Raw genomic sequence first — 17,112 nt, forward strand, 5'->3', positions numbered from 1 at the left:
AGGGTGACGCAGGTGTCCATTACACAAATTAATCGTATCCAAATCAATGACCTTCTGTTTGACATCAAGCTGGACGTGGAGAAAGGGATTATTTCGCATATAACGCCTAGCCATCCGGCTTCAGGAGGCGCGGTGGGAGCCGGCATCAGAGATGCGAAAGGGCTGCTGTATTTGCCAGCAATGACCGATATGCATATTCATTTGGATAAGCATTTTTTGGGCGAGCCGTGGAAGCCACTTCAGCCGTTTATTACATTGCCCGGGCAATTAAAGTTTGAAAAGTCCATGCTGGCATCGCTTCCGACGACGGTCGCTGAGCGCGCCCGCCGACTGATCGACCTGCTTCTTCGCCAAGGAACGACTAAAATCCGAACGCATGTGGACGTTGATCCGCAAATTGGCATTTCCCATTTGGAGAATGTCTTGCAGGTTCGTGAAGAATACCGCGGCGTAATGGAGATTGAAATTGTCGCCTTCCCTCAGCAAGGGCTGCTCCGCTCGGATTCGAAGCAAGTCATGAAGGATGCGCTGCGTGCCGGCGCCGAGTATGTTGGCGGCGTTGATCCTGCGGGATTGGACCGTCAGGTCGATCGCAGCCTTGAAGCTACATTCGAGCTAAGCGCGGAGTTTAATGCAGGCGTTGATCTCCATTTGCATGACCCTGGGCATCTGGGCTTGTATACGATTAGCCGCTTTGCGGAATTAACGGCACAGGCCGGCAAAGGCGGCAGGGCCGCTGTCAGCCATGCTTATTGCTTGGGACAGGTTACGGAGACGGAGTCGAGAGAGCTTGCGCAGCAATTGAAGGCGAATGATGTCGCCATTATTACGAGCGTTCCGCTCGACAGGCCGATGCCGCGTGTAGACCAACTGGTTGCGGAAGGTGTCCAAGTACATGTCGGATCTGACAATATACTCGATGCATGGAGTCCGTTTGGCAATGGGGATTTGCTTGCAAGAGGAGCAAAGCTGGCCGAGAAGTTGGGCTGGATACTCGATGATGCGCTCCTTCAGACGTATCCGCTCATATCGTCAGGCGCTCTTACACCGCAAGTGGGCGACCCAGCGAGCTTTATGCTGGTGCCTGCCGTCAATGCGAAGCATGCGATTGCTTCGGCTCCCCTTCGGGAGGCTGCCTTCTCTAGTGGCAAGCTTGTAGGCGGGAAATGGGCAGAAATGGAGAGAGCGGTGTCTATCCGTTAGTCCAAAGGAAGGCGTTAGCCGGTTCACCTTGGGCCGAGCAGCATGCTCGTTCATACTGGGTTCATGATCCTTGTGTATAGTTGACTTTCGTTAGGAAAGCAAGCATAAGGAGGGACAGTAGATATGAACATATCGTCTACAACAGGCAACAGCACAGCGTCATATTCAGCCGTATCATCCACAGCATCCAGCTTGGAGAAGCAGTTGAGCAGTCTGCAGGCCGAGCTTAAAAAAGTCAATGACAGTAAAGATGATCAAGCGACTAAGGATAAAAAAGCGCAGGTCATCCAGCAGCAAATTCAGCAATTACAGCAAGAAATCGCGAAACAGAAGGCAGAAGCCAGCACGAACAAGGCAGGCGGCCAAGATGTAAATGCAAACGCGAATGTTAACGCTCCAATGGCTGTTACCGGCCCAGTTGCGAATTCTGACCGTACATTAGATGTACGGGTATAAATGATGGAAGGGAAGTTCGAATGGGCGGATGCATAGGCATCCGCCCATTCGCCTTGCAAAAGGGGATTGCGGGAAGGTAAACTACCATAGACAATGGTTTTGATATGAAGCTTGCGAGGAGGAAATCATATGAGTCAGTCAAAGCGAGGTAATCAAATCGGGCCTCCGCGATTTGTCATAGCCGTTCATGTGCTCATTTGGCTTGCCAAGAGCGGAGGCCTGCTTTCCAGTGCGACTATTGCGGGACAAGTGAACTCTCATGCGACTTTTTTGCGCAGAGTGCTTGCCACATTGGTGCAATCAGGATTTGTTGAAGCTAGGGAAGGTCGCGACGGAGGGTATAGCTTAAGTATGCCAGCTGGCAGCATCACGTTAGCGGATGTTTATTTGGCAGTGAAAATGGAACCTTGCGAAGGAACGGAAGAAATGTCATGCAGCGGCGAAGAAGGCGCTGGCATACAGCTCGATCAGGCGCTCGAGCAAATCATGAATGCTGCCGATCTGCGCACGGTAGAATACTTGAAACAATACTCGATTGCTGATTTAACGGAAACAATTGACTTTTGAAAAGTGGCAGATTAATATGTGCTTATAAAGGTTGCAGTTATATCGGATATACTGCAATTTTTTTGAAACAAACTGTGCTTGTGTTAGTGGCAGTTAATTGGACGAGGGGGAATACGTATGGAAATCGTAGCGATTATTGTACAAAGCTTGCTGGGCTTGATGTTTCTAATGGCTGGTATAGGCAAAGTATCCGGCACCAAAATGCATGTGGACCATTTCAACCAGTGGGGCTTGCCGCAATGGTTCAGAGTAGTGACTGGATTAGTAGAGCTCCTTGGAGCGGCTGCTTTAATCGTGGGCATTTGGGAGCCGAGCTGGGCGGCAGCGGGCAGCTTGCTGCTAGGAGTGACAATGATTGGGGCAATCCTGGTGCATGTTCGCATGAAAGACAGCATGAAAGAATCAGCCGCATCTATTGTGCTATTTGTTCTATCGGTAGTTATCTTCCTTCTGCAAAGCGGAGAGCTTGCCCAGTTTCCTGGATTTCAATAAGATAACTAGGCTGATGGCATAGGAGCGGGCGTGAAGGGCAAGCTAGCGAATAGAAGGTTATGCCATTTGACACGAAACCATAGGGTGTCATATACTCATAAAGTGAAACCAAATGGTTTCGTATTAAAGAGCTGCAATGATTACGCATTGCTAATGGAGGACGTCAAATGGATAACAATATTTCGCAGAATACATTATCGGATATTAGGCAGACACTTGTGCTTAACGCGCCAATACAGAAGGTATGGGCTGCGGTCGCAACCTCGGAAGGCATTGCCACATGGTTCATGCCGAACAATTTTCAAGCTGAGCTTGGTTATGAATTTCATTTGGAAGCTGGGCCTTTCGGGAATTCTCCTTGCAAGGTAACGGTGCTTGATCCTCCTAATCGGTTGTCTTTCTCCTGGGGCAAGGATTGGTCCCTGACATTCGAGCTGGTTGAACGGGAGGGCAAGACGGAGTTTACGTTGATCCATGCAGGCTGGGATGCGAATAAGGTTACGGAATTCGGACAGTCGCATGGCGAGGTGCATGGCCGGATGTCTGGCGGCTGGATCGGCATTGTGGCGAAGCTGCGCCAGATTATAGAGTCTTAATATGGCGGAGAGCGCACCGAAACATGACGTATTTCAGGCCATTGCTGATCCAACAAGGCGTAAGCTGCTTCACCTGCTTGGGGACGAGGAGATGCCGGTCACTGTCCTTAGCGGACATTTTACGATGAGTCGGACAGCGGTATCGAAGCATTTGCGCGTGCTTGCAGATGCAGGGCTCGTAAAGGATCGCAAGGTTGGCCGGGAAACGCGCTATCGTCTTGATCCAGAGCCGCTGCTGGAGCTTAAGCGCTGGCTCGCCTATTATGAACGCTATTGGGAAAATAAATTGTCAGCTCTTAAGCGGTTCGTTGAGTCTGATGACGATACTTTTGTAGAATCCTTTGGTCCGCTTGCTGCAGTAGAGCGGAACGAAGGGGGATAGCCCTGTTAAGAGAAGAGCCCCTAATTCCACGGAATTAGGGGCTCTTCGGCGTTGCTTATCTATATTCGAGCTTAAGCGCATCCTATCAGCGCAGAAGCGATAAGTCGAAGCTAGGCACGAGGCCCTCCTCGGCAGCCCGTCCAAGAAGGGCTTCAATGGCAGCGTAGCCGTCATCGCCTAGGTTTGCCGTGAATTCATTGACATAAAGGTCAATATGGGCCTGCGCAACATCAGGGGATAGCTCTTGCGCATGCATCATAATGTAGGGCTTGGATTCCTCCGGGTGCGTCCATGCGTAGTCGACGGATGCACGGATCCACTGAGCAATCGCTTCGGCATCGAGCTCGCGCTTGGCAATAATAGCTCCGAGTGGAATAGGCAAGCCTGTATCCGACTCCCACCAGCTGCCTAGATCGGTCAGCATGGTCAAACCGTACGTAGGATAAGTGAAGCGAGCCTCGTGGATCACTAAGCCAGCGTCGATATGCCCGTCGCGTACGGCCGGCATAATTTCATGGAAAGGCATGACAACGATCTCCCCTACACCTTCAGGGATATTTTGCGCTGCCCATAACCGGAAAAGCAGATAGGCCGTGGAACGTTCGCTAGGAACGGCTACTCGTTTTCCGGCAAGAGACACGGCGCCGCTCTCCCCGCCATTGGTCAACACAAGGGGGCCGCAGCCGCGGCCAAGGGCCCCGCCGCAAGACAACAATTTATAATCATCAAGCACCCAAGGCAGCGCGGCATAGGAAATTTTCATAACCTCGGGACCTTTGGATTTGGCAGCCCAATTATTCGTAATATCGATATCTGCATAGGTGACGTCAAGCGCTGGTGCTCCAGGGATTAGACCGTGTGCCCATGCGTGGAAGACAAAGGTATCGTTCGGACAAGGTGAATAAGCAATGTTCATGTTAAAACCTCCCGTATGGCTGTACTTGCTGCTTCTAATGAGGCTAGCGCTTCTCCGATCCGCCAGGCTGCACGGTCACGCGGACCGACAGCATTGGAGATTGCGCGAATTTCGGAAATAGGCAGGTTAAACAAGGTGGCCGCCACTGCGACGCCATAGCCTTCCATGCCTTCCGCGGCTGCGCCATCGACTCGCTTAGCAAGCGCAGACGTGGTCTCTGCCGTTCCGGTAGCCGTTGTTACAGTGAGGATGGGGCCGCTTAAGACGTTTAATTGGGCAACTGCCATTGCATGAACTAATAGGCTGTTCCAATGGCTGCTTACTGCTATTCGAGCCGAGCCGAAACCAAGCTCGTCCACGCCTAGGAAGCCTTCCGGCGTCTCTGCTCCCAAATCAGCGGCAACAATAAGATCGGCGACCACTAGCGAGCCGATATCGGCCCTGCCTACAAAGCCGCCGCCTATGCCGGCGCTTATAACCAAATGATAGGGAATCATAGCCTTTGCAAGCACGGCCGCAGTACGTGCCGCAGCGGCTGCTGCACCTACGCCTACGGCAATGACGTCGACGTTCGGCATATCCCCCAGTCCTCGAAGTACAGCATCACGCTCCGCTTCAACGGCAGTCGCAATGAGTATTCGTTTTTGACTGTGCAGCTCTTCTTCATGTAATAAATCGGTAGCATGTTTATCGGTTTGTGATGTCATGAGACCATATGCTCCTCTATCTGGAAATCAGTCATAATGAATAGATCTATCGTATCATTCGCCAGATTCCCGATGCAAATGGCTGCTTAGCCGATGGTGATTTTGCCTTCAGGGTAGCGGTACAGCTCTTTTTTGGAACGCGTGTTGAGTGCGAAGGCGAGTGTCACTGGCCCGAGACGGCCAACAAACATAAGCAAAATGATGATGATTTTACCCATATTGCTTAGATGCTCCGTTAATCCCGCTGACATGCCGACGGTGCAATAAGCTGACGTCGCTTCGAACAAAATGGCGAGGAAGGAGCCCGTCTCCGTAATGGAGAGGAGCATCGTCGCTCCGCATATAATAGAGAAGGCAATCATCGTAAACATGATCGCCTGATGAATTTGGTTCTTGGCAATTCGGTAGCGGAAGAGAACGACGTCGTCTTTGCCCCGCATCATAGCAATAATCGCTCCAATGAGGATTGCAAAGGTGGTGACTCGTATTCCGCCTCCCGTCGATCCGGGGCCAGCGCCAATAAACATCAGCAGAATAAGGAAAAACTGCGTAACCTCACGAAGCATGCTCGGATCAACGGTACTGAGGCCTGCGGAGCGGGCGGTAACCGATTGGAATAAGGCGCCGAGCGTTTTGCCAATACCGGACAAAGGCTGCAGGGTATTCGGGTTGGACAGCTCCAGCGCAAATATAACGATTGCCCCAATGACCGTCAGCATGCCAGTAACGGATAATACAACCTTGCTATGTAAGCTGAATTTTCTATGTTTAGGGTAGGTAACGAGCTCCGATATCACAATAAAGCCGATCCCGCCAAAAAAAATAAGCAGCATCGAAACGATATTAACGAACGGATCTTCAACGTAATGGATCAAGCTGCCCGGCCGTTCGGGAAACTGCGAAAACAGATCGAATCCCGCATTGTTGAAAAACGAGATGCTGTGGAAGACGCCAAAATATAAAGATTTGCCTACGGGCATTTCCAACATAAAATAGCTGCTCAATAAAATAGCACCGGTCAATTCAATGACCAATGCATACAGCAGCACTTTTCGAATCATGCGTACGATGCCTTCATTAGAGCCATAGTTCATAGACTCCTGAAGCACCAGGCGCTCGCGGAAAGAGATACGCTTGCGGAACAGAAGCGCAAATAAAGTTGCCATGGTCATAAACCCAAGTCCGCCGACTTGAGCGAGAACAATGATGACCACTTGCCCAAAGGTGGAAAGGTGCGTGCCGGTATCGAGGACGGTCAGTCCGGTGACACAGGTAGCGCTGGCAGACATAAACAAGGCATCGAGGTAGGAGATAGACTTGGCATCCGTAAAGGATATCGGCCGAGACAGCAGCTGTGCCCCAATAAAGATAATTAATATGAAACCAAAGGTCATGACTTGCGGCGGACTTGGTCGAAACCGCAGTTTATTGCGCAGGTCAGCTACTTTCAGCATGGCGTCAACTCCACCTATCTCTTTCGTGCTAGTATGGTTTTTTTGCTTCGATTGCATGTATTGAATCTTGCTCGTGCAAATGAACGCAGTTTCGGCCGTTATGCTTCGACCGGTAAAGGGCAACATCCGCTTCGCTTAACAATGTTTCCAGCGGCACCACAGGCGCTCTAGCCTGGTTGACGCCAAAGCTTGCCGTAATGGTGAGTGCTTTAGCCGAGCTGTAAAGCGGATTGCTCTCAATCGCGGCCCGGAGATTCTCGGCTATCTGACCGGCTTGTTCAAGTTTCGTGTTGGGCAAGCCGATAGCGAACTCCTCGCCGCCATATCGTCCAAACAAGGCGCTTGCCGGAAGCGTCTGCTGACAAATCGAAACGACATGCTGGAGCGCGAAATCTCCCACGCTATGTCCATAGCGGTCGTTAATCAGCTTGAAATGATCAATGTCAAACAAAATAAAGGAACAAGGCTGCTGTCGCTGGTGAGCGGAGAGGAGCAGCTGTCGGCTTTTCTCCATGAAAAAAGTCCGGTTATAGATAGCAGTAAGTCCATCGATCTCGGCGAGATGGCGCAGCTTGTTCTGCAGCAGGGTATGCTCCGTCACATCGATCATAACAATTGTTCGGCCTGCAAGCTGGCCGTTTGGCTTTAGCAGCTTAGAAGCTCTGATCCGGTAATAGAATGTTTCGCCGCCGCGTATCCATTTAAATTCTTGCTCATGCTCGGTTGTAGGGTCTACATCAAAGGAGAAGGCTTCGGATTCGGCGCCGCGCTTCCATATATGGTCAAGCTTTTGGCCAATCGCCAAAGGAGTGAGCGCTGGAATGATTTGAGTGGCTGCCCCGTTAAAGTCCATAATCTGGTTCTCTAAATTAAGCACAAGCACGCCATCCCGCATGCTCTCGAAGATATGCTCGCGGGCAATAGGAGCGACAGTAAGCAGAGCGGTTGAAAAGATGGCTGTCACGTATAAAATGGATGTCACGCACATGATGACGGGAACAGGATCCATGCCCATAGGGGTAAGCCCAAGCGTATAGGATAATGCCCCTAACATAGGCAAAGCGACACCGATGGCGAGCGTGATCATTTGCTTGCGGTAAATCGTCTTTTTCTTCCGCCAGTAGCGTCCGAGTATGAATAGGCTGACGTACATAGATCCGGAAGTATAGCTGCCATGCACGTAATACCACAATCCAGGTACAACCTCTACCATAGGGGTATCCACATTTGGCCGCAAGAACACCTCTTTGTAGAACAGGTGGTGAAAGTCGTTGGTAAGGACCATCAGTAGGGTAATAGCGGGAATGACGAACAACCCCCAGGCTTTTTTGGGAGTGTTGAATCGCTCTATACCCACATAGTGCATAATCAGCAATAAGGAGAAAATAGAAATGAACGGCATGCCAAGGTACTCTATTTTGATCCAAAACAAAATTTCACCTAGTGAATCGCTTGCAAGCTCGAAAGCAAACGCAAACGTATACACGGCTGACAATAGAGTGGACCACATAAATAATTTCAGTCCGGCGAATTTTGACTTGTTGTAATAAGCGTATATGGCAAGCAGTACGTTAAGAACACCGGATATGATGACAATGATAATATACTGGGAAATAGGGGTATTCATAGTCATTGATAGATGCGGCTCCCAATGTAACGAAATAGTAGTTATTCCATATTGAAACAATCGCGTGAAGGATTCAAGGCTATGGACACATTTTAACATAGCTCTTCATTCTTCTACAAAATAATATAAAATCGGACAGCGAGGCTAGTTCGCCTAGCTGTCCACCGGTAAGGATACTTCCACGCAGGTTCCTTTGCCGAACTCGCTGCGGAAGACGATGGCGCCTTTATGAGCGGAAATGATTTGCTGGCTGACCATAAGGCCTAGCCCATTGCCATTTTCTTTTCTCGTAAAGAAGGGTTCGCCGAGACGCGCCAAGTCATCGGCAGCAATTCCGCCGCCTTGATCAATGAACTGAAGGGTAATGAATCCTTTGGAAAGATGCTCAATCTTCACGGAGAGCACGCCGCCGCTTGGCATCGCTTCAATGCCGTTCTTCATCACATTGACGAAAACTTGCTTTAATTGATTGGCTTCGCCGGTCACGCTAGGCAGGTCGGAATCCGCAAGCAAGGTTAATTGTACGTTGCTCATTTTCGCTTCCGAATCCAGAAGCATCATAATGTTGCTAACGAGATTTATAATATCTATCGATTGATATCGGCTCGCTTGCGGCTTGGCAAACACGAGAAACTCGCTCACGATCATATTGATCTGGTCCAGCTCGCCAAGCATGACTTCAAGATGGGCGGGCGATAACGAGCCTACCTGCTGATGGAGCTGCACGAAGCCTCTCAGCGTCGTGAGCGGATTGCGGACCTCATGCGCGACGCCTGCGGCAATCTGGCCGACGACGGACAATTTCTCGGAGCGCCGGATAATTTCTTCCGTTTGCTTACGAGACGTAATATTCCGGGAAATAGTTGCAATGGCGATGATCTCCCCCGATTCGCTGTGGATAGGCGAGATCGTTATGCTCAGGTCGATAAGCTGCCCGGATTTGGTATACCTGACGGTCTCGAAGTCGGTGACGGAGCCGCCGCGCAGCACGGTTACTTCCAGCTCATGATGCGAGCTCACGTAATCGGGAGGCACATTGTCGAGCGGCTTGCCAAGTGCTTCTTCTTGGCTCCATCCGTACATGGACTCGAATGCAACGTTCACCTGAATGACGTGCCCGATTAAATCGGTCACATGAATGGCATCGGAGGTGTGATTGACGAATGATTCCAAATATTGCTTCGTGCTCTGAAGCTCCTCGGCCGCGGCTTTGAGCTCGGCTGTATAATGATTGAGATTATTGCCCATCGTATCGACGCGGGAGGCGAGCAGGCCGAATTCGTCATCACTGCGTATCGTAATCACTTCGCCGAAATTTCCAACTGCAATTGCATTTACTTTGCGCATAATTTGATTCAAGCCGCGCATCATGAAGCCTGCAATGAAATAGCTCGCAACCATCGTAATGAGCACAAGGCCGAGCGAAATAATGATTTGCATGACGAGCAACCGATTGACGGGTTCTTGAATGGCTTTTTGATCGAATACAACGCTAAAGACGTAGGTTTTGTTCATTTTGATGGGAATGAAATTTTTGATAACGGGAATGCCGTTGACGTTTCGTTTAACGGTTATCGCTTTGCCGGTCTCGTTTGCCTCTTGGATATTTTCGCGGTCATTGACGGGGTCTTGATAGTTATAGTCGCCAAAGGGAATCTCGCGGACATCCAAATTATAGACGGGCACTCCTTTTTTGTACTTGATGATTTTAGCCTTGCCGTAAAACTCCAGGTCAAAGCCAGTAATCTCTAAAATATCGGATTGATCGGCGATGATCTTGTTGACAATAGCGTCGGTTCCGATGGTGTAATTAAAATCCATCAGCACCTGTGCGTTTACGTAAGGGTTGATCATATAGTTGGTGGAGCCGTCGTAATAGTAACCCCATTTCCGTACCTTGGATGGGTCGGAGGTGGAGAAATTGAATGGCCCCGACCAGAAATGCTTTAGCTTTTGCCCCTGTTCGATGCTCACTTCCTGTTTGTCGAATAATTGCAGAAAAGCGACATGCCAATAATCCCATGTTTTCGAGCTCATATTGACCTCATTGGGATCGGAGGATCTGACGGCAACCACATCGTCTCCAAAACGCTGCCATAAGGTGATGTGGTCCACGCCAAGCTTTGCGCTAAGGCTGATCAATTGCTCATTGGTTATGTTATTGATATCCGGATCGAGCTGCTCTTTGGCAGCAAGAGATGCGATCCTCAGCTTGTCTCCGAGCGTATCCTCCATATATTGAAGGGCATTTTCGGAGGCTTCCACCGTGATGCTTATTTGCTTGGCGATATTGTTTAATTGAGTCTCGAGATTGGCCTCGGTTTCTGATTTTGTCGAATAGTAGTAGAGGGAGGTGCTTAAGGCTAATATAACAGCTACGATGATGGAGATGGAGAAGGATAGTTTGGCTTTTATAGACAACAGAAATTCCCCCCAGGGTCTTTGGTGCATGTACTACAATTAGACACTGAATGACAAAAATCCTGTCTGTAAGCATATAAAAAAAGGAGAAACATCATTTGTTTCTCCTTTTTCTTCCATATTATTGAATTAAGCGCGCGTAAATTGCTCTTCTTGCAAATAAAGCTCGGCTTCCTCATAGGTTTCGAAGGCCGATTCCAAATTCAAATCCGCATATAAGTACCACAAGTCTTCCTCGAATAGCAGAGTCAGTACAGCATTATCCGGCCCGATCCAGCGTTCCTCTTGCGGAGGCTTGCGTTTTTTCTTTTTCTTGGACTCCGGTTTCTCCGGCGGTGCAATCGCAAGGGCGCTAATGGACTTTGCAATAAGCGAGCGAAGCTCAGCTTCGCCGTAATCCCTGATATTCACGAGTCCTTTGTCGTCCGTAGCTATGCCAGGCACGAGTCCGGCAAATACATAGCCATTTCCATTCGGGTGCAGATGGTGCACGACCGACTTTTTCTCATGGGCGCTTTCCTCGTAGTGGAAATTCGTGCGGCCCAGCGAGACGTCCTTTCGTTGCAATTCGGGAAACGACTCAATAACAGCCAGCTTTTGTTCAAAAGATAACATTTCTTTCCTCCTAAGGTTTGCGGAGCAAACCACCTCGTAAGCATAAACTTAGGTTTGCGGAGCAAACCACTTCGTAAGCATAAACTTAGGTTTGCGGAGCAAACCGCCTCGTAAGCGTGAGCCTAAGCTTGCGCAGCCGCAGCTGCGACGCTTGATTATACCACACCGAGGGAGGGAGCTGTTAAATGTCTTTCTTCTTCATCATCAGCATCATGGCGCCAGCGAGAACGAATACGATCGCAATGATCGGTTGGCTTAGCACGAACTTGTTGTAGATGGAACCGATGGAGAATACCGCGAAAAATAGCAGCGAGAGCACGGTTAAGATGTTAATCGGTATAAGCAGCCATTTGTTGCGGTTGCCGAACCAATAAAATTCGAACAACCCAACCGCGGGAGCGAGAATGAAGCCCGGCCACATGTAACCCCAATTGTTAAAGAGCATAGCGATCTGACATACAATTCCGGCTGTGAACAGAATGCCTCCCGGAATGAGGACGCCGATCCCTTTTCTGCCAATCATAGAGAAGTAAAGCCAGTGGAAAAACAGGCCAAGCGGAATGACGAATAGCGATGGCCAGAAGTAGGCGAATATTTTGCCGGGGCCGAAGGTTTCTCCTTGATTTAGAAACAGGCAAGCGCCGAGCAGCAGGAGGACAAGTCCGCCAATGGTTCTTACATTCATAGTTTTAGTACACCCCAATCGTCGTTTTATTAGCTGCATTCAGCATAGCATACAATGAAAATAGCTGTCCTCCTGCTGCAGGTAAAACAGCGAGCTAGACCAAAGTCCAGTATAGGCTATTCCGGATGATTGAGAGTGGCTGAACCGATCTCAAAGGGGAGGACACTCCCTCGTACATAAGATGCATCGTCATGCCCGCTGCCGCATGCACAAGATTATGGCAATGATCCATCCAAATGCCCGGATTATCGGCAACGAATGCTACCACGTAAGTTTCCCCTGGAGCCACGTCCAGTGTATCCGACCACCAAAGACTACCGCTCACCGGTTTATTGTTGCGGGACAGCACCAGCATATGATGGCCGTGCAAATGCATCGGATGATCAACTAAGCTGCGATTGACGATCGTCGTTTTCACCAGCTCGCCCTCCTTGACAACAAACATCGGCGTATTGGGAAATACTTCGCCGTTAATCGTATCGTAAGCGGCAAAGCTTCCGTCGTAGAAAGCGAATCGTTTATCCAAAATCATCTTAAATTCCCGATCATAATGGCTGCTCATGTTGAATGGGGCTAGTTCTGCGATAGTCCCGTAGTTAAGAGAATCAAGGGTAGTTGTGGCAGTCTGAGAAAGTATTTCTCCGCTGCCATTCTTGCTTATAAGGCCGCCAAATGAATTCCCCTTACCTGCCATCATGCTAAGATTGTCAGGCAGTCTGCTGCCTTCCATAGCCGTGATGAACGGGATGCTCACGGCTGCTGCTGCCAGCAGAACGCCCGTATGCTTAAGCCTGCGTCTCCAAGGACGGTATAGAAGCGGCGCCTTTGCTGCCAGTTGGTTGCGGTGGGTTTGAAGCATCCATAGCAAGGAGGCAATAAACAATAGCAGCGCAGCAGGAACCGTTACAGCGAGCCAGCGAAACGGAACCGGAGGGAAAAAAGCAAAATAAAATAAGGCCATGGAGCTGAGAGCCGCTAGTTGATAGGGAACGATGAAGGCGGGGGCTGAAGCTTGTCGCCTTCTGGCTACGTCAGGGGGCGCATCCGTTTGCCCGTTCGTCCGCTGTGACAGCTTGCGCAGCCTTGGGTAGGAGCCTAGCCAGATCAGCAGGGCCGGAATAACGGCTAATGGGGTTCTGATCAGCAGCCGATCAAGCCACAGTAACGGAGAAAACGCCGCTGCGAGCATAAGGTCGGCCGCTGCCACCGCCACAGCGAGCAAGCTTAAACTGACAGACCAAAAAAGCAGCTTTCGCGTTTTGCGGTATAGCTGCTTTTCTGTCTGATTGAACACGAGCTTTGCCGCTTTGTTTGCCGCTATAAAGGAGAACAGAACAAAGAGCATAATCGCGATGAGCTCCAGATTGGATAATAAGGAATACATAGGTAGAGCCTCCTGATCGAATCGTAATACTTACCTGCTTTTATTGAAGAATAAGAAACCGTTTACTAGTCGTTATTCATCTTATCTAGTTCGGCAGCCATACAAAACCGCCGTAAGTCGGAACGGTTTACTGGACCTCTGACGGGGCAACGGCTCGAATCAGCTCGAACGGGCTCGAACGTTACAAAAAGCGGAAATAGTTCTTATGAAACGACAATTTACACCTCTTGTATAGTTCTATGAAAGCGCTACAATTAAGGTATTAAGAGGCAGGAGGTGAATAATATGAGCCAAGAAGAAGAAGTAGTTCAAGAAGGCGCGGAGGTGTCCGCAGAACTGATTTCGGAAGAGGCTCCAGCGGAAGAAGCAGTAGAAGCTGTGGAGGCTGAATCGGAAGAAGAAGTGGAAGAAGCGGCTGCTGCGGTTGAGGAAGAAGCTGCTGAGGAAGAGGAAGAAGAGGCGGCTGAGGAAGAAGCTGCTGAAGAAGAGTCTGAAGAGCAATAATGATATCTATCATTTTAAATTATAAAGAGGAAGACTGTGCCAAAGCTGTTTCGACAGCGGGGGTGTAGTCTTTTTTTTACGTTATAGCAATATGGATTGCCGAGTCGTTTCGCCATAACTTGCGGCATTCCCTAAATATTTATGCTATATATGTTCAACAAATGAGGTTAGACGCAATGAGATTCTGGAAGAAGAATTCCATACGGATACACTGTCGGTTTAAGATAGCCTAAAGCTCAGAGGCTCCAAATGGACTGAATGTGGCTGGGCTATGAAAAAATAGAGCTAATTTTTAGATCTAATCGGGCTTAAATAGCCGAAGTCGCTGAAATAGGTCTGAAAAATAGATCTAATTTAGCCCAGAGGCCCCAAATGAACCGGAAATGGCTGGGTTATGGAGAAATAGATCTATTTTTTAGATCTAATCTGACGTAAATAGCCGATGTAGCTGAAATAGGTCTAAAAAGTAGATCTAAGCTTGTTTAGAGGCTTCAAATGGGCTGGATGGGATTGGGTTTTGAAATGGCTTTTTTCGATATAAAAAGCAAAGCAAAAGGGTGGAAAAACCGCTAACTGGCAAGGTATGCGTTTACATTTGAATTGGCAGTATTTTATTCGCGTAAAATCATAAATCTATCGTGCAATAGCTATTTTTATATGCTACGATACCTTGTGCTTTGCTTTTTATTTTTAGAAGAAGGTGACAACATGAGTGCGGCAGCAGTGGGTAGCGGACAAGGCCAGCAGGATCCGAAAGGCATCAATTTGTTTTTTCTGACATGGCCTATATTTTTGGAAATCTTTTTGTTTATGCTTATGGGTATTGCAGACACGCTAATGCTGAGTGCGATTTCGGATAACGCCGTTTCCGGAGTCGGGGCATCTAATCAATATTTGCACATCGCTATCCTATTATTAGAAGTAATCGGCAACGGGGCTTCCATTGTGGTTGCGCAATATATCGGCTCGCGGAAGTTTATCGAGGCTGCAAAAATATCCGCGCTGGCGGTAACGCTCAATTTGGCAGTGGGACTGCTAATCAGCCTGACCTTCGTTTTGTTTGGCGGTCACTTGCTGCAGACGTTGAATTTGCAGGGCGAGATTCTGGATCATGCCAAAAGCTATTTATCGATTGTGGGCGGAATGATCTTCCTGCAGGCGATTATTAACTCAATAGCGGCTATTATTCGGGTACACGGATTTACCAAAGAAGCCATGTACGTATCGCTTGGCATGAATATTGTGCATATTATAGGAAACTATTTGCTTATTTTCGGCAATTTCGGTTTTCCCGAGATGGGCGTGCAAGGCGCAGCGCTTTCTTCGGTTATCAGTCGGGCGCTAGCGCTTGTCGTCTTCTTCTGGATGCTGTATCGGATTATGTCGGTAAGGGTGGAGCTTCATTATTATTTCACTTTATCGAAGGAGTATGTCTCCAAAATTTTGAAAATCGGCATTCCGTCTGCACTGGAGCAGGTAATGTACCAGACCTGCCAAATCGTATTTCTTTATTACGCGACTTATCTTGGGGCAGCTTCGCTGGCAGCCAAGAACTATGCAAACAATATTTCGATGTTCACCTATTTGTTTGCCTTTGCGATCGGAATGGGAACATCGATCATCGTCGGGAGGCTGGTTGGCGCAGGAGAGCCAACGTCGGCCTATCACCGGGTTTGGAAAAGCGTGCGCTGGGCAAGCGGCGTGACCTTGTTCGCCGTGCTGCTCGTCATCGCTTTCCGTGAGCCGCTTATGCGCATGTTCACGGACGACGAGGAAATTATCCGGTTGGGCGTTAGCGTATTGCTGCTCAGCATCGTACTGGAGACCGGACGGACGATTAATATCGTACTCGTTAACTCGCTGCGTGCGAGCGGTGATGCCAAATACCCGCTGTGGGTCGGGATGTTCTCGATGGTTGCGATGAGTTTGCCGCTCGGATATTTCTTTGTATTCAAGCTGGAGATGGGCTTAGCTGGCATTTGGCTTGCCATCGCGGCGGATGAATGGCTTCGTGCGTTCATTATGTTTTTCCGCTGGCGCAGCAGAGCATGGGAGAAGCATGCGCTGGTCAAGCGCGAGCAAAAGGAATCGTCTGCTGTTCTACACGGATAAATAAGAGCTGAAGCATAAGGAGCAAGGGTGTCGGAGAAGGGATTATAACCTTCTCTGGCACCCTTTTTTTATATAACGGTACTTAAAAATAGGCAGATAAGCTGTTGCTGTTAGGAGAGAGGCCGTTTCGCTGGGTATCGATAGAAAAATTTAAAAATATAATTGACAAATTTGTGTCTAAGCCATAAAATACAATTATACAAAATAAAAGTTAGTACATTATAAAAAGTAAGTAAATTATTATTTATGTAAACTTAGGAGGAAATTTAAAATGGCAAAATCACAATGGACGGTTGATTCTACACACAGCAGCATTGATTTTTCAGTAAAGCATATGATGATCGCAAAGGTAAAAGGCTCGTTCCACGCTTTTGAAGCGAATATTGTGGCAGACGCGCATGATCTTACTTCCGCAGACATTCAGGTGACGATTGATCTAAGCAGCGTAGACACACGCAACAAGGATCGTGACGCGCATCTTCGCAATGCAGACTTTTTTGATATCGAGAAGCATCCTTCGCTCGTCTTCACTTCGACTGCGATTACGAAAACCGATGATGGAGAGTATTCTGTCGTTGGTGATGTTAGCTTGCATGGCGTGACGCGTTCCGAGAAATTCAACGTTAGCTTCGAAGGCGCGGGCAAAGATCCTTGGGGCAATGATAAAGTAGGCTTCAGTGCTACGGGCAGCCTGAAACGCAGCGATTACGGTTTAACTTATAATGCGGCTCTGGAGACAGGCGGCGTCCTGATTGGCGATGAAGTGAAAATATCGATTGATATTGAAGCGATTCAGCAAGGCTAATCAAAATAGCTAAAATGATAAAACAGCTTGTCGGATAGCATTCCGGCAGGCTGTTTTTGTTCAGATCTATGGCTTTATAGGGTTCACGAGATAAAGTTTATGAGAGAAACGGCTTCCCCTCCTCTTGCAGAGGACTGCGATGTCGTTTCTTCTTAGTTTAGGGAGGCATCTGCTCCCGTTTATGCT

17 protein-coding genes are annotated in these 17,112 nt (G+C 48.7%); 9 read left to right on the forward strand and 8 right to left on the reverse strand.

Annotated elements, in window-relative coordinates:
- Positions 1–12: 12 nt before the first annotated feature.
- The 6 genes from FJQ58_RS20915 (at position 13) to FJQ58_RS20940 (ending at position 3,696) form a co-directional block, all read left to right on the forward strand.
- Entirely contained in the window at positions 13–1,203 is a 1,191-nt protein-coding gene (locus FJQ58_RS20915; RefSeq protein ID WP_139996755.1) for an amidohydrolase family protein, read from the forward strand.
- A 123-nt stretch (positions 1,204–1,326) separates the two neighbouring features.
- A complete protein-coding gene (locus tag FJQ58_RS20920) occupies positions 1,327–1,659 on the forward strand; it encodes a FlxA-like family protein (protein ID WP_139996756.1) in 333 nt (110 codons plus the stop codon).
- 129 nt (positions 1,660–1,788) lie between these two features.
- Positions 1,789–2,226, forward strand: coding sequence for an Rrf2 family transcriptional regulator (locus FJQ58_RS20925; protein ID WP_139996757.1), 438 nt, complete (start codon positions 1,789–1,791; stop codon positions 2,224–2,226).
- Positions 2,227–2,343: 117 nt separating this feature from the next.
- The gene (locus tag FJQ58_RS20930) at positions 2,344–2,718 is read left to right on the forward strand and encodes a DoxX family protein (RefSeq protein ID WP_139996758.1); all 375 of its coding nucleotides are present in this window, start codon (positions 2,344–2,346) and stop codon (positions 2,716–2,718) included.
- 167 nt (positions 2,719–2,885) lie between these two features.
- Positions 2,886–3,314: an SRPBCC family protein gene (locus FJQ58_RS20935; RefSeq protein WP_139996759.1), complete on the forward strand. Its 429-nt coding sequence runs from the start codon at positions 2,886–2,888 to the stop codon at positions 3,312–3,314.
- 1 nt (position 3,315) lies between these two features.
- A complete protein-coding gene (locus FJQ58_RS20940) occupies positions 3,316–3,696 on the forward strand; it encodes an ArsR/SmtB family transcription factor (RefSeq protein WP_139996760.1) in 381 nt (126 codons plus the stop codon).
- An 85-nt stretch (positions 3,697–3,781) separates the two neighbouring features.
- Here the strand turns inward: FJQ58_RS20940 and FJQ58_RS20945 are convergent, their stop codons facing one another.
- From FJQ58_RS20945 to FJQ58_RS20980, 8 genes are all read right to left on the reverse strand, one after another.
- Positions 3,782–4,612 (reverse strand): 1,4-dihydroxy-6-naphtoate synthase, encoded by an 831-nt coding sequence (locus FJQ58_RS20945; protein ID WP_139996761.1) that lies wholly within the window; start codon positions 4,610–4,612, stop codon positions 3,782–3,784.
- Positions 4,609–5,319, reverse strand: coding sequence for a futalosine hydrolase (locus tag FJQ58_RS20950; RefSeq protein ID WP_139996762.1), 711 nt, complete (start codon positions 5,317–5,319; stop codon positions 4,609–4,611). The genes FJQ58_RS20945 and FJQ58_RS20950 overlap by 4 nt, the downstream gene beginning before the upstream one ends.
- Before the next feature lie 86 nt (positions 5,320–5,405).
- Entirely contained in the window at positions 5,406–6,773 is a 1,368-nt protein-coding gene (locus FJQ58_RS20955; protein WP_139996763.1) for a TrkH family potassium uptake protein, read from the reverse strand.
- A 28-nt stretch (positions 6,774–6,801) separates the two neighbouring features.
- Positions 6,802–8,406 carry a histidine kinase N-terminal 7TM domain-containing diguanylate cyclase gene (locus FJQ58_RS20960; protein WP_162341657.1) on the reverse strand — a complete coding sequence of 535 codons (1,605 nt, stop codon included), beginning with the start codon at positions 8,404–8,406 and terminating at the stop codon, positions 6,802–6,804.
- 147 nt (positions 8,407–8,553) lie between these two features.
- Positions 8,554–10,821 (reverse strand): ATP-binding protein, encoded by a 2,268-nt coding sequence (locus tag FJQ58_RS20965; protein WP_202915305.1) that lies wholly within the window; start codon positions 10,819–10,821, stop codon positions 8,554–8,556.
- Between the two features lie 129 nt (positions 10,822–10,950).
- Positions 10,951–11,436 (reverse strand): hypothetical protein, encoded by a 486-nt coding sequence (locus FJQ58_RS20970; protein WP_139996766.1) that lies wholly within the window; start codon positions 11,434–11,436, stop codon positions 10,951–10,953.
- Between the two features lie 181 nt (positions 11,437–11,617).
- Positions 11,618–12,121: a hypothetical protein gene (locus FJQ58_RS20975; RefSeq protein ID WP_139996767.1), complete on the reverse strand. Its 504-nt coding sequence runs from the start codon at positions 12,119–12,121 to the stop codon at positions 11,618–11,620.
- A 94-nt stretch (positions 12,122–12,215) separates the two neighbouring features.
- Complete coding sequence (locus FJQ58_RS20980; RefSeq protein WP_238404221.1) at positions 12,216–13,505, reverse strand: multicopper oxidase domain-containing protein; 1,290 nt, start codon at positions 13,503–13,505, stop codon at positions 12,216–12,218.
- A gap of 285 nt (positions 13,506–13,790) precedes the next feature.
- Between FJQ58_RS20980 and FJQ58_RS20985 the strand changes: the two genes are divergently transcribed.
- The 3 genes from FJQ58_RS20985 (at position 13,791) to FJQ58_RS20995 (ending at position 16,926) form a co-directional block, all read left to right on the forward strand.
- Complete coding sequence (locus FJQ58_RS20985) at positions 13,791–14,009, forward strand: hypothetical protein (RefSeq protein ID WP_139996768.1); 219 nt, start codon at positions 13,791–13,793, stop codon at positions 14,007–14,009.
- Between the two features lie 657 nt (positions 14,010–14,666).
- The gene (locus tag FJQ58_RS20990; RefSeq protein ID WP_139996769.1) at positions 14,667–16,121 is read left to right on the forward strand and encodes an MATE family efflux transporter; all 1,455 of its coding nucleotides are present in this window, start codon (positions 14,667–14,669) and stop codon (positions 16,119–16,121) included.
- Positions 16,122–16,392: 271 nt separating this feature from the next.
- Positions 16,393–16,926: a YceI family protein gene (locus tag FJQ58_RS20995; RefSeq protein WP_139996770.1), complete on the forward strand. Its 534-nt coding sequence runs from the start codon at positions 16,393–16,395 to the stop codon at positions 16,924–16,926.
- The last annotated feature ends 186 nt before the right edge of the window (positions 16,927–17,112 follow it).

It is taken from the genome of Paenibacillus paridis (genome assembly GCF_006345825.1).
In the GTDB taxonomy this organism is placed as follows: domain Bacteria; phylum Bacillota; class Bacilli; order Paenibacillales; family Paenibacillaceae; genus Pristimantibacillus; species Pristimantibacillus paridis.